At 44.1% G+C, this 26170-nt stretch carries 20 protein-coding genes and 1 riboswitch; of the genes, 14 read left to right on the plus strand and 6 right to left on the minus strand.

Annotated features, from left to right (window positions below; all coding sequences use genetic code 11):
• Positions 1–16 precede the first annotated feature (16 nt).
• Positions 17–481, plus strand: coding sequence for a PIN domain-containing protein (locus AAA938_RS07285; RefSeq protein WP_338227973.1), 465 nt, complete (start codon positions 17–19; stop codon positions 479–481).
• 169 nt (positions 482–650) lie between these two features.
• Here the strand turns inward: AAA938_RS07285 and AAA938_RS07290 are convergent, their stop codons facing one another.
• Positions 651–1817 carry an ABC transporter substrate-binding protein gene (locus tag AAA938_RS07290; protein WP_338227974.1) on the minus strand — a complete coding sequence of 389 codons (1167 nt, stop codon included), beginning with the start codon at positions 1815–1817 and terminating at the stop codon, positions 651–653.
• A gap of 100 nt (positions 1818–1917) precedes the next feature.
• Positions 1918–2164, plus strand: a riboswitch (cobalamin riboswitch).
• Positions 2165–2307: 143 nt separating this feature from the next.
• Here AAA938_RS07290 and AAA938_RS07295 point away from each other — a divergent pair.
• A complete protein-coding gene (locus tag AAA938_RS07295; protein ID WP_338227975.1) occupies positions 2308–4152 on the plus strand; it encodes a TonB-dependent receptor plug domain-containing protein in 1845 nt (614 codons plus the stop codon).
• The gene (locus tag AAA938_RS07300) at positions 4149–5201 is read left to right on the plus strand and encodes a YncE family protein (protein ID WP_338227976.1); all 1053 of its coding nucleotides are present in this window, start codon (positions 4149–4151) and stop codon (positions 5199–5201) included. Before AAA938_RS07295 ends, AAA938_RS07300 begins: the two co-directional genes overlap by 4 nt.
• Positions 5202–5440: 239 nt before the next feature.
• Here the strand turns inward: AAA938_RS07300 and AAA938_RS07305 are convergent, their stop codons facing one another.
• Entirely contained in the window at positions 5441–5857 is a 417-nt protein-coding gene (locus AAA938_RS07305) for a nucleotidyltransferase substrate binding protein (RefSeq protein WP_338227977.1), read from the minus strand.
• 76 nt (positions 5858–5933) lie between these two features.
• Complete coding sequence (locus AAA938_RS07310; protein ID WP_338227978.1) at positions 5934–7373, minus strand: S1C family serine protease; 1440 nt, start codon at positions 7371–7373, stop codon at positions 5934–5936.
• Between the two features lie 220 nt (positions 7374–7593).
• On the opposite strand from AAA938_RS07310, the gene AAA938_RS07315 reads away from it, so the two are divergent.
• The 7 genes from AAA938_RS07315 to AAA938_RS07345 all read left to right on the plus strand — a co-directional run bounded on the left by AAA938_RS07315 (position 7594) and on the right by AAA938_RS07345 (position 18542).
• The gene (locus tag AAA938_RS07315; RefSeq protein ID WP_338227979.1) at positions 7594–8760 is read left to right on the plus strand and encodes a 1-deoxy-D-xylulose-5-phosphate reductoisomerase; all 1167 of its coding nucleotides are present in this window, start codon (positions 7594–7596) and stop codon (positions 8758–8760) included.
• Positions 8761–10074: an RIP metalloprotease RseP gene (rseP, locus tag AAA938_RS07320; RefSeq protein WP_338227980.1), complete on the plus strand. Its 1314-nt coding sequence runs from the start codon at positions 8761–8763 to the stop codon at positions 10072–10074.
• Between the two features lie 309 nt (positions 10075–10383).
• Positions 10384–11646 (plus strand): hypothetical protein, encoded by a 1263-nt coding sequence (locus AAA938_RS07325; protein WP_338227981.1) that lies wholly within the window; start codon positions 10384–10386, stop codon positions 11644–11646.
• Between the two features lie 3 nt (positions 11647–11649).
• Positions 11650–13707 carry a Kelch repeat-containing protein gene (locus AAA938_RS07330; protein WP_338227982.1) on the plus strand — a complete coding sequence of 686 codons (2058 nt, stop codon included), beginning with the start codon at positions 11650–11652 and terminating at the stop codon, positions 13705–13707.
• A gap of 138 nt (positions 13708–13845) precedes the next feature.
• Complete coding sequence (gene lon, locus AAA938_RS07335; RefSeq protein ID WP_338227983.1) at positions 13846–16323, plus strand: endopeptidase La; 2478 nt, start codon at positions 13846–13848, stop codon at positions 16321–16323.
• Between the two features lie 65 nt (positions 16324–16388).
• Positions 16389–17786: an ATP-dependent protease ATPase subunit HslU gene (hslU, locus tag AAA938_RS07340; protein ID WP_338227984.1), complete on the plus strand. Its 1398-nt coding sequence runs from the start codon at positions 16389–16391 to the stop codon at positions 17784–17786.
• Positions 17787–17819: 33 nt separating this feature from the next.
• The gene (locus AAA938_RS07345) at positions 17820–18542 is read left to right on the plus strand and encodes an SDR family NAD(P)-dependent oxidoreductase (RefSeq protein WP_338227985.1); all 723 of its coding nucleotides are present in this window, start codon (positions 17820–17822) and stop codon (positions 18540–18542) included.
• Here the strand turns inward: AAA938_RS07345 and AAA938_RS07350 are convergent.
• A complete protein-coding gene (locus AAA938_RS07350) occupies positions 18539–19030 on the minus strand; it encodes a SixA phosphatase family protein (protein WP_338227986.1) in 492 nt (163 codons plus the stop codon). The genes AAA938_RS07345 and AAA938_RS07350 overlap by 4 nt on opposite strands.
• A gap of 88 nt (positions 19031–19118) precedes the next feature.
• Between AAA938_RS07350 and AAA938_RS07355 the strand changes: the two genes are divergently transcribed.
• Positions 19119–19310, plus strand: a complete 192-nt coding sequence (locus AAA938_RS07355) for a cold-shock protein (protein ID WP_024281570.1) — start codon at positions 19119–19121, stop codon at positions 19308–19310.
• A gap of 9 nt (positions 19311–19319) precedes the next feature.
• On the opposite strand, the gene AAA938_RS07360 is transcribed toward AAA938_RS07355, so the two are convergent.
• Complete coding sequence (locus AAA938_RS07360) at positions 19320–21836, minus strand: mechanosensitive ion channel family protein (protein WP_338227987.1); 2517 nt, start codon at positions 21834–21836, stop codon at positions 19320–19322.
• A gap of 196 nt (positions 21837–22032) precedes the next feature.
• On the opposite strand from AAA938_RS07360, the gene AAA938_RS07365 reads away from it, so the two are divergent.
• The 3 genes from AAA938_RS07365 (at position 22033) to AAA938_RS07375 (ending at position 25487) form a co-directional block, all read left to right on the plus strand.
• Positions 22033–22461 (plus strand): Hsp20/alpha crystallin family protein, encoded by a 429-nt coding sequence (locus AAA938_RS07365; protein ID WP_338227988.1) that lies wholly within the window; start codon positions 22033–22035, stop codon positions 22459–22461.
• Between the two features lie 161 nt (positions 22462–22622).
• Positions 22623–24122, plus strand: a complete 1500-nt coding sequence (locus AAA938_RS07370; protein ID WP_338227989.1) for a S1C family serine protease — start codon at positions 22623–22625, stop codon at positions 24120–24122.
• Between the two features lie 93 nt (positions 24123–24215).
• On the plus strand, positions 24216–25487 hold the full coding sequence (locus tag AAA938_RS07375; RefSeq protein WP_338227990.1) for a serine hydrolase domain-containing protein: 1272 nt from the start codon (positions 24216–24218) through the stop codon (positions 25485–25487).
• Positions 25488–25515: 28 nt separating this feature from the next.
• Here AAA938_RS07375 and purN read toward each other — a convergent pair whose 3' ends face one another.
• Positions 25516–26073 carry a phosphoribosylglycinamide formyltransferase gene (purN, locus tag AAA938_RS07380; RefSeq protein ID WP_338227991.1) on the minus strand — a complete coding sequence of 186 codons (558 nt, stop codon included), beginning with the start codon at positions 26071–26073 and terminating at the stop codon, positions 25516–25518.
• Between the last annotated feature and the right edge of the window lie 97 nt (positions 26074–26170).

The raw sequence follows: 26170 nt of genomic DNA on the forward strand, positions 1-26170 counted from the left end.
AATCGTAAATTATGATGTGAAACAAAGGCTTTATTTAGATACATCAGTTTTTGGAGGTTATTTCGATGAAGAGTTTTCATTGCATACTATTTCTTTATTTGAAAGGATAGAAAATTACGAGTTTGTGGGATTATATTCTGAGATTACAATTGAAGAACTTGAATATGCGCCAGAAAAAGTGAGAAATCTTCAATTCAAATTCGATTCTATAAATTCAGAGTTTTTAGTCCTTACTGAAGAAATGATCGACCTCGCAAGAACGTACATCTCAGAGAATGTTGTGGGAAAAACAAGTTTTGCGGATTGTCTTCATATTGCGATCGCTACCGTAAACCACGCTGATTTCTTGGTTAGTTGGAACTTTAAGCATATTGTTAATATTCAAAGAATTAGAGGTTATAATTCTGTAAATGTTAAATTGGGATACAAACAGTTAGAAATAAGATCACCTAGAGAGTTTGGAAAATATGAAGACAGCTGATAAATCATTCGATGCAGTGAAATTCATGCGTCAGGAGCGCGAGAGAATTTCTAAGGAATTGGTCCAACTGACTAACGAGGAGATTTTAGAGCACTTTAGAAAAAAAAGACTCAAAAGAACTCCGAAATCTTAATTTCTGAATCACATGATTTTTACATTTTTCTATAGTCTACTCCAACTTCTGATAAAAATATAACTCATACTCCGGCAAAAGTTCCGGATGGAGGATTTTGATCAGATCCTTGAGAATCAGATCGGGACGGACATAGCCGAGTTCAAAGTATTCCAAGCCTCCCGTCGCCCCTTTTTTTGCGGTGTAAGTGTAGATTTGACCACTTTTCCAAGCCTGAAAGTTTTGATAGCGGGGTTCGCTGCTTCCCATGGTTTTTACATCGGGAAAATCAGCCGAACCAATCCAAACTTCAGCTTCTGCAGCCCGATCGAGAACGAATTCATAGTTTAATTGGAGACTGCCTGACCCACTTTGATCCGCAAAAACATAGTCTCCACCAGCATTTTGGAGGATTTGTGCCCCCCAACTTTCCGCTCCCGGGGCGTACCAAATGTCTTGATACATCACTCCGCTGAGTACTTTCGGGCGGCTGTCAGAGGGGGGTTGGGTCGCCAATTTTTCTGCTTCCTGATAGGCTTCTTTGATCTTTTCAAACTCTGTGACTGCCTCCTCGTATTTGCCCAGCAAAATCCCCGTAAACTTGATCCATTCGGCTCTTCCCAGAGGATTTTGCTCCACATATTCTCCATTGATCAAAGCCGGAATTCCAGCTTGGGAAAAGAGATCTAAGTACCTCAAATCCTCTCCCAACGTAGAAATCATGATCCAGTCCGGCTGAAGATCAATAACCATTTCCGGGTTGGCGGAAGGTCCGCCTCCCAGATCGGTGACTTTTCCGGAATCAATAAGGGCTCGGGTTGTCGGGGATGAGATCAAATCAGTCTGAGGAAAACCAATCAATTTGTCGGTTTCTGACAACATGTCCAAGTGAGGAATGTGTGTAGTCGAGGTCAAAATCACCTTGGAAACAGGAAGCTGTACGACTGCGTCAAAGCCGGATTTTTCGACTTTCGCTCCTTCCTCGAGGACCAGGTAGCGGTAGGTTTTTTCTGCTCCGGTATAGCCTTGGGTGACCTGGATTTCCCAGAAATTTCCCCCCCTGAAAAGCTCAAACCCCTGAGCAAATTCCAAAGCAACAGGGGTCGATGCAAGAGATGTCTCCGCTTTTTTTTCACAGGAAAAAAGCAGGATCAATCCCAGTAGGATCGGGTGATAATTCCATGAGAAATAGGCCAAAATTGACTTTTTGGAGGGATTTTTCATCTAGGGAGTAAAACCAAAGTTTCTGCCAAGGTAAAGGTGATTTTGGCACCTTTCCAAAATTTTTAACATTCGGAGGCTTTTCTGCCAAATAAAAATCGCTTTACTTTAGGTCGATTTTGGTTCCCAAACCATCCCGGTAAAAGGGATTGGAGCTTGGGATTAAAAGGGAATCCGGTGCGAAACCGGAGCTGTCCCCGCAACTGTAAGTCTGCCCTGTCCCGATAGCCATCGGAATGGGGAAGTGCTTTTGCACCACTTAGCCATTGTCCGAATCCGAAAGGAGCTGGGGCGAGAAGGCCGGCAAAAGTCAGACGAGCCAGGAGACCTGCCTTGATCAGTTGATTCTGTGCTTTCGGAGGAAAAGCGAAGAAGACTTGTCGATTTCTCAGCCGACAGCGGTCGGTGAGAAAGCTTTCATTTCTTTCTTAATTTCTTTCCAAGCCGATCCCGATAGCTATCGGAAGAATTGTCTTAATCTATTCGATCGGATATGACCTTGGTGTTTTGGGTATTTTCCCTGTTTGGCTTTACTGCCCCACAGGACACGGTGGCTTTGGCTGAGGTGGAGGTGTATGCGCCTGCCTTGGACCGATTTGCTCAAGGGCAAAAAGTGATTTCCTTCGAAAAAAAGGAGTTGGAGGGGTATTCTGCCCGCTCCTTGGGCGATTTGCTTCAGGAAAAATCTCCTGTTTTTGTCCGTCAATATGGGGCGGGGATGCTGGCTTCTCCTTCCTTCCGCGGGACTTCGGCAGGGCATACGGCAGTTTTTTGGAATGGCTTGCCGATCAATAGTATTTCTTTGGGACAAAGTGATTTGAGCATTCTGCCTATTCAGGCTATCGATCAGGCGGAAGTTCATTTTGGGAGTTCGGGAGCTCTTTTTGGCAACGAGGCCATCGGTGGCAGTGTGCATTTGGGTACTCAGAGCCGATTTGGCCAAGGCTTCAGAGGGCAGCTGAGTCAGACGTTTGGAAGTTTTGGCTTGAGTAATTCGGCGTTTTCGGCTGGATTTTCAGGGAAAAATTTCAGCACCCAAACCAAGCTTTACCGACAGTTTGCCCGCAATGATTTCCCTTTCCAGGATCTTTCCAAACCCGGAACTCCAGAAATCCGAGCGGAAAATGCCCAAACCGAGCAAGTGGGATGGGTGCAGGATTTGGCTTGGAATCTTTCGGAGAAAAGTCAGTTCAAAGCCTCCATTTGGTGGAATCGAGCAGACCGGCAGATTCAGCCTGTGATGGGTTCCGCAACTCGTGACGAGCAGCAGGATCAAAGTTGGCGAGCTGTGGTGGATTATTTCCGGTTTGGAGCCGGCTCGGTTTGGAACATCAAAGCGGGTTGGGTCACGGATCAGCTCATTTTCAACGGCAGTGAAAACCGAACCCGTCAGTTTCTTTTGGCTACCGATTGGGATGTGGAGAAAACGCCAAATTGGATTTTCAAGATTGGGGCTCGTAGCACTTTTGCCCGAGGAGAGCTGAGTACTTACTCGGCCACTGATCAACGGATCGAATTGTACCAAAGTGCTAAATGGACTGCAAATCAGCGCCTGTCGATCTCAGCTAATTTTCGACAATTGGCTTATCAAGATCAGTTGGAGCCTTTTCTTCCGGGATTGGGAATGGACTTTTTGATTTGGGGAAAAGGTAAAAACCAACTTTCACTCAAAGCTTCAGCCGGAAGGGGATTCAAAGTGCCCACGCTCAATGACCGCTTTTGGAATCCGGGAGGAAATCCCGACTTACTTCCTGAAAAAAGCCAAAATGGAGAAGTCGGCTTTCGCTGGAATAGAAAATCCGATTTCTCTTGGGAACAAAGCCTGACCTATTATCGCATGCAGGTGGACAATTGGATCATTTGGCTTCCTCAAGGGGCAATCTGGAGTCCACAGAATATCCGAGAAGTCCGCAATCAGGGGCTAGAATATCAGGGAAAAGGAGCCTGGAAAACAGGTCAGTGGAACTGGCAACTGAACGGAAGCTATACCTTTTCCCGAGCCTTGGATTTGACTTCAGATTCCCAAAATCCCCAGCAACTTCCCTATACGCCCGAACATCAGGCTAATGGAAGTTTGGAAGCTGACAGCAATGGGCTCACTTTCAATCTTTCCACTTTTTATGTTGGGCAGCGAACCATCGGTACCGGAAATGCCCGGGTTTTGGAAGGCTATCAACTTTGGAATGCCGGCTTTTCTTTTTCCCGACTCCAATGGAAAAAACTCCAAGTCCCGATCAGCTTTCAGGTGCTGAATCTGTTCGATCGGGATTATCAAGTGCTTTACCTCCGGGCCATGCCCGGTCGATCATATCAATTTAATCTAACTCTTTTACTATGAAGTATTTATTCAAAAACCAACTATGGGCTTTGGCCCTGATTACCCTGCTTTTTTCTTGTGAAAATGATACCGAGGAGCGTCCTCTTGGGAAATACGATACCGGAATTCTCCTGATGAACGAAGGAGCTTTCGGCGCAAATGACGGCGAGGTCTTTCACTTTGATCCGGTGTCTGGGACATTGACTCAGAATGTCTTTGAATTGGAAAACAATCGTCCCTTTGCCAGCTTGTTGGAGGACTTGGTTTTGGAAGAAGACCGCTTGTATTTGGTTGCTAATACTGGAAAAGTCGAAATTGTAAATCCGGGTGATTTCAAGTCCCGAGGAGCTGTTGTTGCCGATCTGGATCAGCCAAGGTCCTTGGTGACAGCAAGAGGAAAGGTTTTTATCTCAGACTATGGACCCTATGATGCCAGTTTCAATACTCCGGATTCTTATGTAGCCGTGGTTTCAGGCTTGGATGGAGGCGCTGTGAAAAAGAAAATCGAAGTTTCGAGCAAGCCAGAGGATTTGTTTGCCTTTGGGAAATATGTTTTTGTGGCCGGGAGAGAAGAAAGCAAAATCGAGATCATCGATGCCGAGCTCGAAACTGTTGTGAAGACTTTGGAGGTTTCTGGTAATCCTGTTCAGTTTTTTGAGCAGCGAGGCGATTTGTGGGTATATGCTTACGATGCTGAAAATGTGTATTTCCAATCTTTTCACTTGGATAACTTAACCAAGAAAAATTTCCTTCAACTCGACATAGTCAATGCGACGAGTAGAGTAGCATTCGGGGAAGATGACCGAATTTACATTTTGACCAGTTCGGGATGGCCTGATTACAACGATGGAATTGCGGTGACTTCAATTTTTGATACGACTTTGATTCCAAGTTGGAAAACGGGGACTGGATTTTATGGAATAGGCTATGACCAAGACCGACAGGAACTTTATGTATCCAACTCCAAGGGTTTCCAGGGAAATGGCGAAGTGACTGTTTATTCCAAAGACGGTTCGGAGGTCAAAACCATGGAAGTGGGACGTGGACCATCGGGTATTCTGGTGAGGTAAGAAAGTTAGGGAGTGGGGGAGTTTGGAGGTCTGGTAGTAGGGAAGTTTGGGAGATTGGATGTTTGGGAGTAGGTAGTCTCAGAAATCAGTCTCAATAGATAATGATCTCTGCAGTGATCCACGACTTTTTCTGCGAAAATTCTACATAAAGAGGATTTAAATCAAATGAATTTTTAGGGTTAAAAACCTGAGGAAATTATCAACCAAAAAGAGCTGCCTCGGTCGAAGCAGCTCTTTTTTTATTCATTCAGTTTTTTTTCCATGGTATCTTCAAATTTTTCGAAGAGATGGATATACTGATTTTTGATTCTTTCTAGAAAGTCCTTTTGGCTGTCCAGCGCGTAAACTGGGTTGTATTTGATCCGGTCGATGACCATGTCCAGCCAAGCTTTGCCATCGTCGATAAGTTCGGCATGAAAGGCCTCTGCTGTAGCATCTCTCGAACCTGAAAACGGCCCTTTTCCCATTTTGTGGAAAAACTTGGAGATTACCTTCAAGGCCAACTCATGAGCCACTTCAAATTCAATAATCAACTCTCTGGACTGAGATTCATTCAATTCGATTTTCTTGGCCCGGTCAACATGAATTTTCAGGTCTTCAAGAGCCATGGAAAACTGTTCAAGGCACTGTTCGCAGGATTGGGGTAGGGTTTTCATTTGGGTTTAGTTGAAAGTTTAATTTATGGAAAAATCAATCCAAAAGCGAGTTTGGATTTCGATTAGTCCCATAGAATTATCGGACATTATAACTCTGCATAAACGGCTGACCATTCGGCGCCACTCCTTCCAGTTTGAGTCTTCCGCTGAATTTCTCAAGGTATTCTCCCAAAGTCTTGGGGTCTTTGGCAGGCATTTCATTGACATGGGTGATAACAAATCCATCCCGGAATCCCAAATCCCTAAGATATCCTCGAGTCAGGGAGCTGATTTTTACTCCATAAGGAATTTTGAGTCGGTCTTTTTCTATGGTATTGACTGCCTCCAATCGTGCGCCTATCAAGGCAGAAGAATAATATTCCCTCTTAATGATTCCAGTGCCTCCTTCCAGATTTTGTAGGGTAAGGGTTGCTGATTTGGATGCTCCGTCTCGCGTAAATTCAAGATTGAGCTGATCTCCGGGATAGTAGTAGGACAGGGCTTCTTCGAAGCTCCCTTTGCCCATAATCTTCCAATCTCCAATTCGGGTGATCACATCATTTTTCTGTAAGCCGGCCATTTCTGCGGCTCCATTTCTGAGCGTATGGGTGACGATTACCCCATCCAAGCTTTTCAACTTCATTTCCTCAGCGAGTTCAGGAGTGATTTCCACTACATCTACGCCCGGAATGGCCTTTTGTACTTCACCATACTTGATCAGGTCATTGGCAACCTTGATGGCCACATCTACAGGCACGGCAAATCCATAGCCGGTGTAAGACCCGGTGCGGGAAAGGATGGCGGTGTTGATCCCCACCAATTCCCCATTGACATTGACCAAGGCGCCTCCGGAGTTTCCGGGATTGATTGGAGCATCGGTTTGGATAAAGCTCTCCAAAGGAAAATCCCCACCCAGGATATTGATCTGTCTTTCTTTTGCAGATACGATTCCTGCTGTGACTGTAGAGGTAAGATTGAAAGGGTTTCCTACTGCCAAGACCCATTCCCCGATTTGCAAGCTTCGGCTGGACCCACGCTTGATTTCCGGAAGGTTTTCGGCTTCTATTTTCAGGACGGCGATATCCGTGTTTTTATCCGTTCCCACCAGTTTGGCTTTGTAGGTTCTTTTTTGGTGAACCACCTCGATAGTCTCCGCCCGGTCAATCACGTGGTTGTTGGTGATGATGTAGCCGTCTTTGGAAATGATCACCCCCGAACCGGTACTGACCTGCTGGGTAGGCCCTGTTCCAAAGAAGTAGTCAAACATGCTGTATCGCCGGTAGTCTGTCCCGCTGAAGTTTTTGATAAAAACAACCGATTCAGTACTGTTTTGCGAAGCTTCAATGAAGGAAATCGGCGGGTCAGTTCTAAGGGAGGACGAGACCGTTTGACTTGCCGTTTGGGTAGGTATTTCGTAGGATTGAGTAAAAGAGGGGCTTAAATCCTGCTTTTCCGGAGTCTGAATTGCGATCCATAGTGCCGCCCCGGCTATGCCTGAGACGAAAGGAATGGCAAATGATTTCATTGCGTTGTTCATGGTATTCATTTACTTATTCACAGAAAATTGGTTGGGTGATGGACTTCCCATTCACATTTTTTAAGACCTAAATCTGCCCAGGGAGGATCAAAAATTGTCCCAATCGGCAAATTGTGACGAAGTGTACAAGGAAAACTCCCCGCATTTGGTAATTTTGTCAGTCTTGGATCGAACCTTCCGGCATTCGGAAGGTTTTTGTTTGATCCCAAAGTCTCTCTGAATGACCCAACCCAAAAGAATAGCCATACTTGGCAGTACAGGAAGTATAGGTACCCAAACCTTGGATGTGATCAGACAGCATCCTGAAGATTTTGAAGTTGAAGTCCTTACTGCACAAAATAACTGTGATCTGTTGATTTCTCAGGCTTTGGAGTTTAAGCCCAATGCCGTTGTGATCGGTAATGAGGCCAACTACCAGAAGGTAAAAGAAGCGCTCATCCCGCAAGATATTAAGGTTTTTGCCGGTCAAAAGGCGATTGCTCAAGTTGTGGAGATGGATACTATCGATGTGGTATTAACTGCTTTGGTGGGTTATTCGGGCTTGATTCCTACGGTACATGCGATCAAAGCAGGTAAGCAGATTGCCTTGGCAAATAAGGAAACGCTGGTCGTGGCAGGTGAAATTATCACTGCTTTAGCCAAAGAAAACGGGGTCAATATCTATCCCGTGGATTCGGAGCATTCCGCCATATTCCAGTGTTTGGTTGGGGAATTTCACAATCCCATTGAGAAAATCATTCTCACTGCATCCGGAGGCCCTTTCCGTGGAAAAGACCGCGATTATTTGCAGACAGTCACCCGTGAGCAAGCACTCAAGCATCCCAATTGGGATATGGGAGCCAAAATCACGATTGATTCCGCTTCTTTGATGAATAAAGGCCTGGAAGTAATCGAGGCTAAATGGCTTTTCGGCCTGAAAACTGAGCAAATCGAAGTGGTAGTGCATCCTCAGAGTATCATTCATTCCTTGGTGCAGTTTGAAGATGGATCGATCAAAGCACAACTCGGGCCACCGGATATGCGTATCCCCATTCAGTTTGCCTTGAGCTACCCTCATCGTCTGAAGAGTGACTTTGAGCGATTTGACTTCACCAAATATCCCCAATTGACCTTCGAGCAGCCGGATATGAAAACATTCCGGAACCTTCAGCTGGCCTTTGATGCTTTAGCAAAAGGAGGAAATGCCCCTTGTGTGCTCAATGCAGCCAATGAGATTGCCGTGGCAGCGTTTCTAAATCGTGAGGTGGGATTTTTGGAAATGTCTGATCTCATCGAGGAAACTTTAGCGAAAGCTTCATTTGTAGCTCACCCGTCCTTGGAGGATTATGTGGCAAGTGATGCAGAGGCAAGAACTATTACTGAAAATCTAATTAAGTCAAAAGTATAAATGGAAACTTTAATTATGGTGGGACAGCTGCTCTTGGGATTATCCATCCTGGTGGGCCTTCATGAGCTGGGTCACTTGCTTACCGCCAAGATGTTTGGCATGAGAGTAGAAAAATTCTCCATCGGTTTTCCTCCGAAAATCGCAGGATTCCAATGGGGGGAAACCGAATATTCCATCGGGGCGATTCCTTTGGGAGGATTTGTGAAAATCTCCGGGATGGTGGACGAGTCCATGGACACGGCACAGATGGCCTCCGAGCCTCAGCCTTGGGAATTCCGGTCTAAGCCAGCCTGGCAGCGATTGATCGTGATGCTGGGAGGGATTATCGTCAACGTGATTACCGGGATTGTCATCTTTGTGGTCCTGGTTTACAAAAATGGAGAGACCTATTTTTCAAGAGATCAGGTTATCCAAAATGGAATCGTAGCTTATGAGTATGGAGAGGCTATCGGTTTCCAAACGGGTGATAAAGTGCTTGACATCAATGGTGTTCCCTATCAGAGTATTACAGATCTGACTAGTGGTTCAGCTTTGCTGAGTGAGGATGGCTATTATACCGTGGATCGCAATGGAGAAACTTTGAAAATTGAGATCCCGAGAGGATTCATCAATACCTTCAATTCCGAAGAGGCATTCAGCAAGTTTGTTGCCGTCCGGTTTCCATTTGATGTTTTGGAAGTATCTCCGGATGGAGCTGCCAAGGCTGCGGGAATCGATGCTGGAGATAAGATTGTATCAGTCAATGGTCAGGAGATCATTTATTTTGATCAGCTTCAGTCGGCTTTGGCGGAGGTGAAAAATAAGGAAGCCCAATTGGTGATTTCCTCTGAAGGCACAATGGATACTCTAATGGTGCCTGTATCTGCCGAAGGGACGATCGGTATTGCGGCTAACCCGCTGATTGAACCGGTCAGAAGAGAATATGGGATAGGTGAGGCCCTTTCCAAAGGTACTGCCCGTGCTTTTGGAGTGGTGATTGTCAATGCCAAGGCTTTGGGTAAAATGTTTACCGGAGAGGTATCTGCCAAAAATGTGAGCGGTCCGATTGGGATGGCCAAAATCTATGGCAATCGTTGGGATTGGGTAAAATTCTGGAGCATCACCGGCTTGATATCCATGATTTTGGCCTTTATGAACTTGCTTCCGATTCCAGCATTGGACGGAGGACACGTGATGTTTTTGCTTTATGAAATGGTGTCAGGAAGGGCTCCTTCAGACAAGTTTTTGGAGAACGCACAGAAAGTCGGCATGGTCATCCTTTTGGCTTTGATGGTTTTCGCCATTGGAAATGATATCCTGAAGCTTTTTAGCTAGTAGATTCTGAATTGACCCTAATTCCGCCTCGTAACTGAGGAAGAAGATCAATACCAAGCAAGCCTGAAATCATTCAGGCTTGTTTTTTTCCTCCTCCATCGTCCCTAAAATCCACTCATCTGTAGTGTGATTGACCATTAATTTTTTTGGCTTGCAGAGGCTGTGAATCATGAAAATTTTGGAAAGAAAAAGAGTGAAAATCAACCTCAAAAAAATAAGTTTCCTATTTTCAAATAAATAACTAATAATTGGCAGGGAGGGATTGTTTTTTAATTTTTTCTTAGGTAAATCGGTCCCAAATCCAAGTTTATGAAGAAAAAATATTCTTTTGCATTTCTCTTATTTTTTTCGAGTGCCCTTTCCGTTTTTAGCCAAACCAAGACTTTTTCAGGTGAAAGGTGGTCCACTGTTCCTTTGGGCAGCATGCAGGAGTCTGATTTCGTGATTTTGGCTTCCGGGGAAAAAGTATTTGGGACCGTCATCCGCAATTACAATATGACGGATTATCCAAAAGTAGAATTTGAAGCAAAAGGGGTTAGAACTTCCTATTTGCCAAAAGATCTGGAGGGCTTTGGTCTGACCAATGGGCAGTTGTTTTATAGCCGAGTTTTGCCCGATGGTGAAGAGTTGGTATTTCTTCAGGTCATGGTCTCGGGGGCCATCGAACTTAGTAAGTATCGGGGGAGGTATTTTTTGGACAATGGTTCTAAGTTTGAGGAGTTGATAGCTAAATATGATATGGTGATGGTCAACAATCAGCCTGTAAAGCGATTCACCAAGCCCTATATCGCCACTCTGAAGAATTTCCTTACAGGAGAATGCGGAGTGGTTCGTTATTCTGAGATTGACAAACTGACTTTTGGGGATCAAGCTTTTGTTTCCATCATTCAGGAATATCTTCAGTGCAGCAATCAAAGCTATGAGTTTCATCTGAGTAGAATTCCTTCGATCCAGGTTTCCCCGATAGTGGGATTAGGATTCACCTATTTTTCCATAAGTCCTGAGGTGGAAAATCTGGATTTGGCCAATCAGCTTGGGACTAATTTAGGTTATTCAGGTTTTGTCGGGGTCAGATTTCATGATCTCAGGGTGTTTCCCCGATTTAGTACCGAATTGAGAGTTGCATTTTCCCTATTTGAGACCACCTTGTCCTCGAGCTATTCCAGTAGTACCGTAGTCGTTACCGGAACAGAGACGCTCAGAGAATCGGCCATTTATATCCCCTGGTCTTTTCAATATAGCCTTTTAAAAAAGAAGCAATCTGAGCTTTACCTCGGATTTTCAGCCGGACTTTGGTTTGGGAATGTGGAAACCAGCGGAGGAATGGTAGATGAGCGATTTGTGTCAAACAATGAGACTATGATCTCTGAGGTGCCCATTACCCAAGCGCTGGATCCAAGATTTATTCCTGTAATAAAGTTGGGAACCAATTTTCGAATGAAGGGTAACAGGAGGTTTTTTACAGAGCTGGAATGGTCCACTCAGGGAGGTTATTATCAATTCAGCCTGATCAACCGCAGCTCAGAGTACGCCCGTCAACGATTATCCGTTCAGTTTGGAATTGAATTTTAAGCTATGAAATCAAAGATTTTTGCCCTTTTCTTTATTTCCCTTTTGGGATTTTCCTGCGCAGAGGAAGAAGTCATCCCAAGGACCAATCCACGGTTTACAGTAGCCTTGGTGCAGCTAGTCGATGCGACAGGTGCTGAGTTTTCTGCCAGTATTCTGGATTTTGGTTCAGAAGAGATTGAGGAGTATGGATTTGCTTACGGGACCAATGTCAATCCCACCATCCTCAATGCAGATTATGTGAGTGAAACAGGTAAACCCGAAAGAGAATTTAAGCTGAAGGCCAGTCACTCCATGAAGGTCGGGGATATCATCTTCGTTTCGGCTTTTCTCAAAACAACGAAGGGAACCATTTATTCCAAGCCATACAGCTTTACCAGTCAGGGTTCTGATGGGTTTATTTTTGACCGGATTGAAATTCCCAGCGAAGTTTACTTCGGCGATACTTTGAAGGTTTTTGCGAGTAACTTGTCAAAAGTTGGAAATAAATATGCTGCCAAAATCCAAGGAGTAATAGCTCCGATAGGGCAGATCAAAGAAGATTACTTTGAGGTAATCATTCCGAGAGGAATTGGTTTTTTACAAGATCAAGGAATGGAGCAGATGTTTGAGGTTGAGTTCGATGTAGCAGGAAAAACCCTTAAAGTCGAGAAAGCCTTTAATTTCAAAAAACCGCAAATTGAAATAATGCCATCACAGCCTTTGGGGTACACTGAAGACCTATTGATCAAAGGTGAATACTTGGAAGACCGATACCTTCAGGTAAAATACAAGAATCAGAATGGAGAGACATTCATTTTGGATGTAGATGGAAACGGAGACCAGGAAATCAGAGTAGGGTTGAACGCCCTGTTTACTGAAAGGGAGCCTCAACTCGAACTGATCATCAGAGGAAATTCCTACACGGTAGACAAGCTTTTGTCCTTGAAAGAAACGGTGATTTTGCCGGGTCAAGAAACCACTTTTAATGGATCATCGGGATTTTTTATTCTGAAAGGTGAAAACTTTAATCCCAAATCTGTGGATTTCAATAAGATTGAATTTTCTCCTGATATTTTTCGGTATCAGGTCAATTCCCTGACCTCCGAAGAGATGGAGATTTCATTCGAATACGTAGGAGAAAAACCTGCCAAAAGAGAAATATCCCTTACGCTCAATAATGCGGGTCAACAAACCAAGGATTCTTTTTCCATCACTTGGACAGCCCCGGGTATTCCTGTTATTCCATTTGATGAATCATATTATGGGATAAGCGGTCGGGCCGTGGCTGTGGGAAACAAGGGATACTTGATCTCATCCAATGGTGTTTTTGAAATAGATCCAATCGCCCAAACCGTCAAATTATCAGCTCAGTTTCCGTTTCCGGTGAATGATCCAACGAGTCTTTTTGCCATTGAAGGCGAAGGTAAAATCTATTTTGCCGCCTATTCAAGTTATAATCCCACGGATCCCAAGTTGTTTTATTCCTTTGATCCTGTAGCAAAGAAAGTGACCCAGTTGCCATCAATCCCGAGTGAGGACCATTCGTTTCAGTCGGTAGTGATCGTTGACGGCCAACTTTATTACCAAGGGGATAAAATAATTCCCGAAACAGGATATGACGGGGATATTCAGAGGTATTTGTTTGATTTTAAGTCCAAGGAATGGAAAAAGCTGCCTAGTCTCAGTCAGCACGATGGGGTGTATAATTTTTACACCTCTTTCGAATGGAATGGCGAGCTCTATGCTTCAACATACGTTGCCTTTGATGAAACGACTCGGTATGGTATGGGTATTTATAAATTCAACAAGGCTAAGCTGGAGTGGGAGCTTTTCCGATTTTTAGAAAATCAGATGTTTTTCTCTAAAGCAAATCAAACCGTACAGATTGGAAATCGGGTGTACTTCAAATCTGAATATATCTGGACTGTATTGGATTTGGATACCTGGCAAGCGGAAAGTCCTGATTATCTAAATAGTAGATACGGATTTGCAGATGCAAAAACTGCTTTTCAGGTGGGTAATGTATTTTACCTTTGGGGCTTTAACAGTATTTTTGAGTTTGACCCGAAGTATTTCTATTGATTTATAGAGGGGTTCCCTGCCATTTTGACCCTTTCTTCTTTTGGCACTGACCTTGAACCATATGGGAGAACCTTCGTTATTTGAGGGTTCTTCTCTTATTTTAGCTATATACGACAGCCCGTCTGTCAATGTGTCCATATGAGCCAATACGAAACTAATATTTTCCAAAACATGATGAACGGAGATTTTGCCGGCGAGGGAGACTTGATCCAACTGATTACTGATGAAGAGGAGCAGGATCCAAGCAGCGAGACCTACGTCGAGGAGATTCCCATTCTTTCTGTCCGCAACACGGTGCTCTTTCCCGGTGTGGTCATCCCAATCACGGTAGGACGTCAGCGCTCTATCCGTTTGGTGAAAAAAGCCCACAAAGGAAACAAGCTGATCGGAGTCTGCGCCCAAATCAATCCCAACAATGACGATCCTTCTTGGGAAGATATCTATCACGTAGGGACTTTGGCTAAAATCATCAAGATGATTGTCCTGCCTGATGGAAATACTACCATCATCATTCAGGGGAAAAAGCGCTTCCAAATCAAGGAAACCCTGTCTGATGATCCGTATTTTACTGCCAAGGTGGAGTATCTGGAGGAGAATTTCCCCAAAAACTCCAAGAAAATCAAAGCGCTGGAGGAGTCCCTGAAAGAAGCAGCTACCAAAATCTTGCATCTGAATCCCGAGATTCCAAGAGAGGCTCAGGTGGCATTGGACAATATCGATAATACGCCTTTCCTGACGCATTTCCTTTCGTCCAACATCAACGCTCCTGTAGAGGCCAAGCAGCGTCTTTTGGAGATCAATGACGGGGTGGAGCGGGCTACCCTGCTTTTGGAATTTATGATGAAGGACATCCAAATGCTGGAATTGAAGTCCGAAATCCAGAAGAAAGTCCATACAGATATCGATCAGCAGCAAAGGGATTACTTCCTGCGTCAGCAGATGAAGGTCCTTCAGACTGAATTGGGTGAAGAAGGCCCTGAAAAAGAGGTAGAAGACCTGAGAGTAAGAGGAGCTCAAAAAAACTGGCCAGCAGAAGTGAAAAAGCACTTTGAAAAAGAGCTGGATAAAATCCTCCGGATCAACCCCTCAGCAGCAGAATATCCCATCGCGCTCAACTATGCCGAAACGATGGTTGAGCTGCCTTGGAATGAATTCACTCAGGATAATTTTGACCTGAAGCATGCCCGGGCTATTCTCGATGCGGATCACTTTGGACTGGAAAAGGTAAAAGACAGAATCATTGAATACCTCGCCGTTCTCAAGTTGAAAAATGACTTGAAAGGCCCGATTCTATGCCTTTACGGCCCTCCGGGCGTGGGGAAAACTTCCCTTGGAAAATCCATCGCGGCTGCTTTGGGGAGGAAATACATTCGGATGTCTTTGGGAGGCCTTCATGATGAGGCAGAGATTCGCGGTCATCGCAAAACCTATGTTGGCGCGATGCCGGGGAAAATCATCCAAAACATGAAAAAAGTCAAAATCTCCAATCCAGTCTTTGTTTTGGATGAGATTGACAAGCTCTCCTCGGACTTTAGAGGAGATCCTTCTTCTGCCTTTCTGGAAGTGTTGGATCCGGAGCAAAATTTTGCTTTCCTAGACAATTACCTTGAGGTAGAATACGACCTGAGCAAAGTGCTTTTTATCGCTACAGCCAACTCACTGGATACGATTCAGCCCGCCCTCAGAGACCGAATGGAAATCATTGAGGTCACCGGCTACACCCTAGAGGAAAAGCTCGAGATAGCCAAGCGTCACTTGGTACCAAAGCAAAGAAAAGAACATGGCCTAAAGTCAAAAGACATTTCTTTTGAAAAGGCTGCTTTGACTAAAATCATCGAAGACTACACCCGGGAATCCGGAGTGAGAAATCTGGAGCGTGCCATCGGAAAAGTAGTCCGCAACATAGCCAAATCCATAGCCATGGAGGAGGAATATGACCATAAAATCACTCCTGACGCAGTGAGAAAGATCTTGGGTTCGGAGATTTTTGACAAAGAAAGCTATCAGGACAATAGCGAAGCTGGGGTGGTAACCGGGCTGGCTTGGACTAGTGTAGGAGGTGAAATCCTCTTCATTGAATCCAGTCTCAGCAAGGGTCGGGGCAAATTGACCCTATCTGGTCAGCTGGGAGATGTGATGAAAGAGTCGGCTATGACTGCGCTATCCTATCTCAAGTCCAAAGCTGAAACCCTAGGCATTGACCATCGGGTTTTTGACCAATATGATCTTCACATTCACGTGCCTGCTGGTGCAGTTCCAAAAGACGGACCTTCGGCTGGTATCACTATGCTCACGGCTATGGCTTCTGTTTACACCCAAAGAAAGGTAAAAGCAAAAGTTGCAATGACCGGAGAGATCAGTCTGATTGGGAAAGTCATGCCTGTGGGAGGAATCAAGGAGAAAATCCTAGCGGCAAAAAGAGCAGGGATTAAGGAGATCATTCTTTGCAAGAAGAACAAACGAGATATTGAAGAGATCGATCCACAGTATGTCAAAGGAATCACTTTCCATTTTGTGGACCGGGTAGGAGAGGTTTTGGAAGTTGCCTTGACCAAGTACAAGGTGGATAAGCCGATGAAGTTTACCTTCACGGAGGAGAATAAGTCAAAGGATTAATTGAATCCTTTGCAAAAAGAGCTAGTGTTTAGGGCGTGTCAAGCCCATTACTTAATGATTATAGCATGCATACAATAGGTTCACTCACTCCTCGGCAAATAGTCGGGGAGTTGGACAAATACATCATCGGTCAAAAGGACGCCAAAAGAAACGTAGCCATTGCTCTGCGCAACAGAATCCGCAGGATGATGGTTAAATCTGAAATTCAAAAGGATATCGTGCCAAACAATATCCTGATGATAGGAAGTACCGGGGTCGGAAAGACCGAAATCGCCCGCAGACTGGCCAAGATTGCTCAAGCTCCATTTACCAAAGTAGAAGCCTCAAAGTTTACAGAGGTCGGATATGTAGGGAGAGATGTAGAAAGCATGGTTCGTGACTTGGTCGAGCAGGCAGTTCATTTGGTACGCGAGGTGAAAAATGAGGCAGTAAAAATCAAAGCTGCTGAGGCAGTGGAGGAAATCATCTTGGATATTCTGATTCCTCCAGTCAAAAGTCCTGGTTTTAACCGTACTATGCCTGTGGCTACTGAGACAAATGCTGAACCGAGCTCTGATGAGGAGTTGAATGAGCGAACTCGTGAACGATTCAGAGAAAAGCTCCGTAACGGAGAATTGGATGATCGAAAGATTGAGATCAATGTCAAGGCGGGTTCGCCGGTGGGGATTGGGATGATAGGCAACGGAATGATAGACGATGCCAGTATGGCTGGACTTCAGGACATGATCTCCGGAATGATGCCTAAAAAGACCAAGAAAAGAAAACTGAGTATCGCTGAAGCCAGGAAAGTTCTTCTCGAAGAGGAAACGTCCAAATTGGTGGATTTTGACGAAGTCAAAGAAGAAGCGATCAAACTTGCTGAAAACAACGGGATTATCTTCATTGATGAAATTGATAAAATCGCTTCGAAATCCGGCAAAAATGGAGGAGGACCTGATGTGAGTCGGGAAGGGGTACAGCGAGATTTGCTCCCCATCGTGGAGGGATCGGCTGTGACTACCAAATATGGCGTAATCAATACTGACCATGTTTTGTTTATTGCTGCAGGGGCCTTTCATGTCAGTAAGCCGTCGGATCTTATTCCGGAGCTTCAGGGGAGATTTCCAATCCGCGTGGAGCTTAATAGCCTGACTCAGGAGGATTTTTCGAGGATTCTCCGAGAGCCAAAAAATGCCTTGACCAAGCAATACCAAGCCCTTTTTGAAGCGGAGCAGGTTTCCTTGGAGTTCAATGACGAGGCGATCGAGGAAATCGCCCGATTGGCTTTTTTGATCAATCAAGAAGTGGAAAACATCGGAGCAAGACGGCTCCATACGGTCATGAGTCACTTGTTGAACGATTTCCTTTTTGAGGTGCCAGATACTATTGAGCCCAACTCCAAGATTATGGTTACCAAGGAGATGGTTCAGGATCGATTGAGCAGTTTGGTCAAGAACAGAGACTTATCACAATACATTCTATAAATTAAAAGGCCTTATTTGGGCCTTTTTTCTCTTATGAAAACTCTACTTATCCTTACCGGGCACAGCAAGGGCTTAGGACACGCTATTTTGGATCAATATCTTAAATGGAAGGAGATTCAGGTAGTAGCTATTTCCAGATCCACTTTGGGGATCGAAGATGAACGGGTAAAGGAATTGTCTTTGGATATCAGTGATCTAAGTGCGCTCGAGGCAATTCTTCCCCGTATTTTTCCAAAGGAATCCTTCGAAAGATACGTTCTCATCAATAATGCGGGATGGATAGGAGAGGTGAAGCCTGTAGGAAAGCTTAATCCGAAAGGAATTCAGCGTGCAATGAATCTGAACCTCTTGGCACCGATGATGATTACGGATGGATTTGTGAAGGCTTACAGTGAAAGTCCAGGAGAGAAGGTGGTCATCAATATCAGTTCGGGAGCAGCCCACAAGCCTCTTTCCGGCTGGTCGGAGTATTGTAGTAGCAAGGCCGGTTTGGCTATGTTTTCAAAAGTGGCTCAGGAGGAGTTAAGGGGTTGCGGAATCAGGGTATTTTCCTTAGCTCCGGGAATAGTAGATACCGAAATGCAGGCAGAGATTCGGAGTGCGAAGGCTGATGATTTTCCTGCTTTGGAGAGGTTTGTTGACTACAAAGCGAGCCAAAAACTCAGCTCTCCAGAGGAAGTTGCTGATAAGATCATCAGAATGATAGAATACCCTGATCGATTTGAAGGAGTGGTTCAGGATGTAAGAGACTTTTAGGATTTATTTTTTGGGAAGTCCAAAAACCAAACTTTGACTCGTTCTGGACTTAATTCTTCCCAGGAATCCGCCTCCAAATAAAATCCAAATTGGCCTGAGGTGGGAAGGTTGTCAATTTTTCCTCCTAAATATTCAATGACCTCATTGAGGCCTGGATTGTGTCCGAAGAGGAATAATGTGGACACCGAATCCGGCTGCATTCTCATGATTTTTAATATGGCTTGAGGGCTGGCATGATAGAGATGAGCATCGGCCTTGATTTCCTTCTTTGAATAGCCAAGTTCTTTTACCGTGATCTTGGCTGTCTCCAAGGCTCGAGTAGCAGTGGAACTGACCATCAGATCTGGATAAATTCCTTTTTTCTTCAGTCTCTGAGCCATTTTAGGGGCATCTTTTAGCCCCCGCTCAGCTAGTGGACGGTCATGATCCTGTAGGAAAGGTTGGTCCCAGGCGGATTTTGCATGTCTAATCAGAATAAATTTTTTCATATCGGCTGAAAAAAGACGATTATTTTGTTTTTTTCACACAAATATTTACTTTTAAAGCACTTTCAATTACAATTTATCACAATTCATTATGTTTACCGGAACAGTAAAATTTTACAATGAAGCCAAAGGTTTCGGATTTATCGTTGACGACGAATCCCAGAGCGATGTATTTGTACACGCTACAGGGTTGGTTGACAAAGTTGCCCAAAACGACAAGGTGACCTACGACGTCAAAGATGGTAAAAAAGGACCCAACGCCATCAACGTCAAAAAGGCCTAAGCATACATTTTATGTTTGTGTGTTCGAATCCCCGGAATCATCTTCCGGGGATTTTTCTTTTTCCTCCGGTTTTTGGGCTGATTTGGGTAGTTCTTTGAGGTAGAGATCTCTTTTGGGATAGGGGATTTCGATGCCATTTTTCAGAAAAATCTCAAATATGGCATGCATTACCTCATTGCGAACATCAAGATAGATATCCATGGACTCTACCCAAAAAAGAACCCTAAAGTCTACAGAACTCTCACCGAAGTTCTGCATCAGTATCTTTGGTGCAGGAATTTTCAGGATTCTTGCCTCATCCAATACTTCTTGAATCAGCGATTGGACACGTTCCATTTGAGATTGATAAGCTACCCCTATGATGAGTTCGATCCGTCTACGTTTATCGGACAGTGTCCAATTGATCAGACTTTGGGATAGGAGGTCTCCATTAGGCACAATAATTTCTGAGCCATCATAGGCCAAAATTTTGCTGGCGCGGATACCGACCTCTTTTACTTTTCCGGTCAGAGTCCCCACCTCGATATCATCCCCAATCTGAATGGGGCGTTCAAAGGCTAAAATCACTCCTGACACCAGATTGTTGATGATGGTCTGAAGTCCAAATCCAATACCCACAGAGAGAGCACCCAAGACGATAGTGATTTTGTCCAGAGGGATTTTTGCTGCGGTAGCCGCGATAAAAAAGCCCAAGAGCAATACACCAAGGCGGATAATGAGAATGCTACTTCCCAGTTTTTTGGTTCTTGAGCCGGTGTTGTTCTGATCTTTGTAGGAAAAGAAATAGGCGATATTGTTAGCCAAAATGGAAGAAACGAAAAGGATTCCCAGAAAAAGGAAAATACTGGAAAAAGTAAAAGAAGAATCTCCCAATACCCTTGGTTTGGTCAAAAACTCACTGAATCCGTCCTTAACATAGGTATAAACAGCCAAATGGTGAAAAAGAATAATCAGCCAAGCGATCAGAGCAATCAAAGAGAGAAAACTGCGCAGTCTTTTTTGCAATTCCTGAAAATTCAGAATGATATCCAGAGGATTGTGTTTTTTGTTTCCTTCTAGAAGCAGGTAGATAATTTCCATAGTGACCTGCACAAAAAAGTAAAGAGCAATTCCCGAGGTAAAGCTTACCACACCTGTGATGCTCAGGATTTTAGCTAGGCTGTAGCGCCCAAAAAGGTTGGCCAACACTCCCAAAACCAAAAAGAAAATAGAGATCCAACGGGCAATATTGACAAACTTTATTTCACTTTTTACCTCAGAATAGAATCGGTTGGAGCCATATCTTATATGAATGACCAAAGCCAAAATACTTCCGATGAGCAGATACATTCGCTCCTGATAGACCATTTCGAAGTAAAGATTGCTCAGAATGAAAAAAATCAAGATCAGGACCATTCCCGCCCATTTGATCCGAATAGGCAATGGAAAGGAACGGAAAATCAAAAAAGTGGAAGAGCAGATCAAAAGAAATAAAATCAAAGACAAAAAGGTGATAGAGCCTCCCTCAAATAGGAAATAGACCACAGGAAGAATAGAGACAGTGGTAGATGCTAATGGAGATTTGGGCAAAAACCGGAGTCGGTTGAGTAAGAATTCTCCTTCTACTTCCTGATTTTTGACCTTATTCCGCACCTGAAGGATCCAAATGAAAAGAATGAAAATAAACAAGAGTGAAAATGCAATGTCAAGTTCTTGTCCTCTCATCTCCCGCTGCAGCACAATCATATTGATCCGGAAAGAATCCAAGGTGATCTGAATGATGGATTCCGGGTTGGGGATTTTTGGGTCCTCCCACAGGTAGTTGATCTCTTTGGTAAAAAGACTCGACTTAAGCTCCTCTTGGCTTTGAAGAACAGACTCCTTGAGGTCATAAAGCCGCACCAGTTGAAGGCTCAAGGTAGATTGGATTTGGGCCGCTTTTACGATTTGATTGAAAAGTGAACTGTCCAACTTGCTTAGATTCTTTTTCAAATCATTGATTTCCTCCGAGTATTTGGGGATCAGCAGCGAATCTTTGATTTTCAGGCGAAAGAGTTTGTCTCTTCGAAATACATCAAGCAGGCTATCAATTTCTGCAAGCCGATTGAGTTTGGTTTGGACTTCAGTATCGAGTGCGATATTGTGCTCCTCGGTTTTTTTTAGGATCGAACTGAGGGTGTTGATGTATCTGAAATTAAATCGAAAAGTGGAATCTGAGGTCCTTCTTTCCAAGCTGGAAATGACCATTTCGATTCCTTCCAATTCTGAAGATATCCTTGCGGTATCCAGTGGTTTTTGTAGCTCCAATTTGATTTGATTGGACTGAAGGGTCAGATTTTTTCCTTGTCTGATCAATTCTTCCAATCCGGGGAGTTCATTCTTCGTCCGATTTTCCCTTACCGTGTCAATAGGTGAAAGTTCAAAAATACTGTCGGTTTTGGAGACCAAAAGTGAATCTATAATGGGGCCTGTCTCTGATTCTTGAGCCTTGCTAATAGTTGTAATCGTCAAAGCAAAGACCAAAAATAGGGGTAAGAAAAGGCGCATGGGTGTTAGGTTAATTTCCTAAAAGTAAAAAATTCTCAACCAAATAGTAAAAGGAGAATTTCATTTTTCCGCCTAAGAATAAGACAAAATGACCTTTTTTTTATTTTAATAAAGCATTTTTAGGACAAATTGGCGCAAAAATCTTCTTGGTACAGATTTTCTTTAACGTCTTTAGAATCATTAAACCAACGACATTATGAAACTTGTAAGAAACAACCAATTAGACCCGCAGCTTCCCGTGACATTCAGCGGAATGCTCGATCGATTCTTCAATGACTCATTTGCACCTGCTTTGCGACAGTTCAGTCCCGCTGTGGATATTGCTGAGGATGAAAAAACTTATGAAATCCATGTAGCAGTGCCGGGGGTGAAGAAGCAGGATTTCAAAATCGATCTTTTGGATGGCAAGCTGACCATCTCAGGAGAAAGAAAAATGGAAGAGAAGAAAGAAGGTAAAAACTTCCACAGCGTGCAGACTCAGTTTGGCTCATTTGTCAAATCCTTCTTTATTCCTGAAGATGTAAAGGAGGAGGAAGTAGAAGCGAGCTACGAAGATGGTCTTCTGAAGATCACCTTGCCAAAAAAGGAAAAGGTGGTAAAAAGAGCCTCCATCGAGGTCAAATAATTAAAGAGTGGGAAAACCCACTCTTTCTTTTTTTGTTGATACACTAGGACTCGCGGATGCGGTTAATTCTTGTTAATTTGGAAGGCTATCGTATCCTAAGGTTCGTTTTTTGAGTCTTAGATTGTACTTCAAACAAAATTAAAACTATGACAGCAAAATATATGAGTAAGAGACAATTCTTCCTTGGAATGCTTATGGCGGCCCTGATAGGTGGAGTAGTCGCCTTGGCAGGGGTTAATTTTCTTTTGAAGCCACAGAGTGCTTCTTCATTTGATGAAAAACAGCAGGCTAGCTTCGTGAATCTCCTTGGTGGAGAGAATTTCACCGTCCCGGATGGGATCAATTTCGTAGCTGCAGCCCAAGTGGTGACTCCAGCAGTCGTTCACGTGAAAAGCCAAATAGCCTACACTCCCAGAACGGGAAGAGACCCGATTCAGGAATTTTTCGGTTTTCCTGATCCTAGAGAAAGACAAAATCCAGGCGGGGCCATGCCTATGAGTTCAGGTTCCGGTGTAATTATTTCACCCGATGGCTACATTGTCACCAATAATCACGTGATCGATGGGGCAACCAAAATTGACATTTCCCTAGAAAACAATAAGCGGTATGAGGCGACTCTCGTGGGTACAGACCCAACCACAGACTTGGCCCTGCTGAAAATAGAAGCCACCAACCTTCCTTTTGTACGGTTTGGTGATTCTGATCAAACCAGCATCGGAGAGTGGGTACTTGCAGTGGGAAATCCCTTTGATTTGAACTCTACAGTGACTGCAGGAATTATTTCGGCAAAAGCCAGAAATATTGGCATCCTTCAGGGGGTTGAAAACAATCTGCAAATCGAGTCTTTCCTTCAAACAGACGCGGTGGTCAATCCCGGAAACTCAGGGGGAGCTTTGGTGAACCTTGCCGGAGAGTTGATTGGAATCAACACGGCGATTGCTACCCGAACAGGAACCTTTTCCGGCTATTCCTTTGCTGTTCCGAGCACCTTGGTGAAGAAGGTGATGGACGACTTGATGAAGTACGGAGCGGTGCAAAGAGGTCTTCTTGGAGTCAATATTCAAAGTGTTTCCCCTGAGTTGGCAGATTTACTGAATAAAACCTTCCCTGTGGAGCAGGGGGTTTACATTGGTGGTGTCAATGAGAACTCTGCCGGAAAAGAGGCAGGCCTTCAGGAAGGAGATATAATTATTGCCGTGGATGGTCGCCAGGTAAATAATGTGGCCATGCTTCAGGAAATGGTAGCTCGAAAGAGACCGGGTGACAAAGTTGAAGTAGAATATATCCGTGACGGCAAGACCAAGAAAGTTACGGCTACCTTGAAAAACTTCTCGGGAGACACCAATATCATCAAGCGTGAGGTTCCAAAATCTTATTCTTTCGAAGGGGTGCAATTTGAGGATCTCAAAGAAAGTCAGAAAGAGCAGCTGAATATCTCCGGAGGTGCTGTGATCAAAATGAACGGCAATGAAGATTGGAGAAGGGCAGGAGCAAGAAATGGATTTATCATCACCTCTGTGATCGCTGACAATGGAAGATCTAAGATTTCAAATGCTCAAGAGCTGATCGACTTCCTGTCTGATCATCAAGGTGAGGAGATTGTCGTTTTGGGTATGTTCCCTGATGGTACGGAATATTATTTCGAGTTGGAACTGAACTAATTAAGACAATTCCTGAAAGAGCCGGCAAATACCCTTTGCCGGCTTTTTTGTTTGCCATTTTTACTATTTTCAGGGATTGTAAAATCCCAAAATATGAAACCTATCCTTTCCTTTGTCCTGTTCTTTTTCCTGCTGAATTCTCTACCAGCTCAAATCTTAAGTCCGGCAGGGGACAATCCAGTACCCGGTATTTCTAAGGAAAGAGTAAATAAACTTGATGCTATGCTTGAGGAAGCGGTTTCCAAGGAGCAAGTCCCTGGTTTGGTGGCTCTTGTGGTAAAGGATGGGAAAATTGTATATCACGAGGCCAAGGGGCTTTCTGATGTAGCAACAGGGAAAAAAATGGAGAAAAATTCCATTTTCCGAATTGCTTCTCAGACAAAGGCGATTACTTCCACCGCAGTGATGATCCTTTGGGAAGAAGGAAGGTTTCGATTGGATGACCCGATTTCGAAATATATCCCAGAGTTTAAAAATCCTCAGATTCTTCAAAACTTCCGGTATGGAGATACGACTTATACTACTAAGCCCAGTACAAAAGAAATTACTATTCGACACCTGCTCACTCACACTTCCGGTCTTGGGTACGGGGTGATCGATGGAGATGAGCGGATGAAAATGATCTACCACAAAGCAGGAGTAGTTGACTTATTCACTACAGAAAATGTCACCATCGGGGAAAGTGTCAAAAGATTGGCCCAGCTTCCTCTCCACCATGAGCCAGGAGCAAAATACACCTACAGTGAGGGATTAGATGTCTTGGGGTATTTCGTAGAAATCATTTCCGGAAAGCCCTTCGATGTCTTTTTGAAGGAGCGGATTTTTGATCCTCTCGGAATGAATGATACGCGATTTTATCTCAGTGAGGCCCAATCTCCAAGATTGGTGACGGTACATACCCGGAAGGATAATCAGTGGATTTCTTTTCCAGTGACTTTCTATGACCCTGACTATCCCAAAGCCGGAGCGAAGACGTTTTTCTCCGGAGGAGCAGGTCTTTCCAGTACGGTTGAGGATTATGCCAAATTTCTCCAGATGTACCTAAACGGTGGAACCTACAACGGAAAAAGAATCCTGAGTCCAACTACCATCGAAACCATGATGACCAATCAAGTGGGAGACCTCTTGGGTGATGGGGGAAAAGACTATGGCTTGGCTTTTGGGTTGGTGGATGCTAAAGGTGTGCAGCTTGGAGGGATTGGTAGCTTGGGAACTTTCGACTGGGGTGGATATTTCAATACGCAATATTTTGCAGCACCCAAAGAGAAACTCATCGGTTTGATCTTCAAGCAGACCTCAGGAGCTGGCAATGGGGATGAGACAGGCTGGAAATTCAGACAAATGGTCTTTACTCTTGTGGAATAAATCTGCCCAAAATAGGCGGGAAGACCAATCAAAGAAGACTGTCGATCACCTGTGGGAAATACCTGTGCTCCAAAGCATGAACTTTTTCTGCGATAGTTTCAGGGGTGTCCTCTGCGCTGACTGAGGTGGCCGCCTGAAAAATAATCTTCCCCTCATCATAGTGTTCATTGACCAAATGGATGGTGATGCCAGTTTCTTTGTCTCCGGCTTCTTTCACCGCTTGGTGAACATGAGCCCCGTACATGCCTTTTCCTCCATATTTAGGCAAAAGAGCAGGGTGGATGTTGACCATTCGGTCAGGAAAGGAGCGAGTTAAACTTTCTGGAATTTTCAAAAGAAAGCCGGCCAAAATCACCCAGTCAATTTTTTCCTGCTTGAGTTTTTCTTCGATAAGTCCTGCCTCCATCTCTTTTTTTGAAAAAGTGAAAGTTGGAACGTTGAATTTTTTTGCTCGCTCCAATACATAAGCGTCAGGTTTGTTGGAAGCCACCAAGGCTACTTTTCCTTTGGAAGAGCTCTTAAAAAATTCCATAATTTTCTCAGCATTGGATCCGCTTCCGGATGCGAGTATAGCCAGTCGTTTCACAGGGGATAAAAGAAGATTTGCCCAAAAATAAACGATTTAGCAATCCTCTTTACATTTTTTGAAAGAGAAAGCCACCCAGAGTTTTGAGCTTGGATGT

The organism is Algoriphagus taiwanensis (assembly GCF_036245645.1).
In the GTDB taxonomy this organism is placed as follows: domain Bacteria; phylum Bacteroidota; class Bacteroidia; order Cytophagales; family Cyclobacteriaceae; genus Algoriphagus; species Algoriphagus taiwanensis.

What these genes read in the sequence shown, in the direction of transcription:
- AAA938_RS07290 (WP_338227974.1), bottom strand. Translation starts at nt 1,817, where the DNA reads ATGAAAAATCCCTCCAAAAAGTCAATTTTGGCCTATTTCTCATGGAAT.
- AAA938_RS07295 (WP_338227975.1), top strand. Translation starts at nt 2,308, where the DNA reads ATGACCTTGGTGTTTTGGGTATTTTCCCTGTTTGGCTTTACTGCCCCA.
- AAA938_RS07300 (WP_338227976.1), top strand. Translation starts at nt 4,149, where the DNA reads ATGAAGTATTTATTCAAAAACCAACTATGGGCTTTGGCCCTGATTACC.
- AAA938_RS07305 (WP_338227977.1), bottom strand. Translation starts at nt 5,857, where the DNA reads ATGAAAACCCTACCCCAATCCTGCGAACAGTGCCTTGAACAGTTTTCC.
- AAA938_RS07310 (WP_338227978.1), bottom strand. Translation starts at nt 7,373, where the DNA reads ATGAACAACGCAATGAAATCATTTGCCATTCCTTTCGTCTCAGGCATA.
- AAA938_RS07315 (WP_338227979.1), top strand. Translation starts at nt 7,594, where the DNA reads ATGACCCAACCCAAAAGAATAGCCATACTTGGCAGTACAGGAAGTATA.
- rseP (WP_338227980.1), top strand. Translation starts at nt 8,761, where the DNA reads ATGGAAACTTTAATTATGGTGGGACAGCTGCTCTTGGGATTATCCATC.
- AAA938_RS07325 (WP_338227981.1), top strand. Translation starts at nt 10,384, where the DNA reads ATGAAGAAAAAATATTCTTTTGCATTTCTCTTATTTTTTTCGAGTGCC.
- AAA938_RS07330 (WP_338227982.1), top strand. Translation starts at nt 11,650, where the DNA reads ATGAAATCAAAGATTTTTGCCCTTTTCTTTATTTCCCTTTTGGGATTT.
- lon (WP_338227983.1), top strand. Translation starts at nt 13,846, where the DNA reads ATGAGCCAATACGAAACTAATATTTTCCAAAACATGATGAACGGAGAT.
- hslU (WP_338227984.1), top strand. Translation starts at nt 16,389, where the DNA reads ATGCATACAATAGGTTCACTCACTCCTCGGCAAATAGTCGGGGAGTTG.
- AAA938_RS07345 (WP_338227985.1), top strand. Translation starts at nt 17,820, where the DNA reads ATGAAAACTCTACTTATCCTTACCGGGCACAGCAAGGGCTTAGGACAC.
- AAA938_RS07350 (WP_338227986.1), bottom strand. Translation starts at nt 19,030, where the DNA reads ATGAAAAAATTTATTCTGATTAGACATGCAAAATCCGCCTGGGACCAA.
- AAA938_RS07355 (WP_024281570.1), top strand. Translation starts at nt 19,119, where the DNA reads ATGTTTACCGGAACAGTAAAATTTTACAATGAAGCCAAAGGTTTCGGA.
- AAA938_RS07360 (WP_338227987.1), bottom strand. Translation starts at nt 21,836, where the DNA reads ATGCGCCTTTTCTTACCCCTATTTTTGGTCTTTGCTTTGACGATTACA.
- AAA938_RS07365 (WP_338227988.1), top strand. Translation starts at nt 22,033, where the DNA reads ATGAAACTTGTAAGAAACAACCAATTAGACCCGCAGCTTCCCGTGACA.
- AAA938_RS07370 (WP_338227989.1), top strand. Translation starts at nt 22,623, where the DNA reads ATGAGTAAGAGACAATTCTTCCTTGGAATGCTTATGGCGGCCCTGATA.
- AAA938_RS07375 (WP_338227990.1), top strand. Translation starts at nt 24,216, where the DNA reads ATGAAACCTATCCTTTCCTTTGTCCTGTTCTTTTTCCTGCTGAATTCT.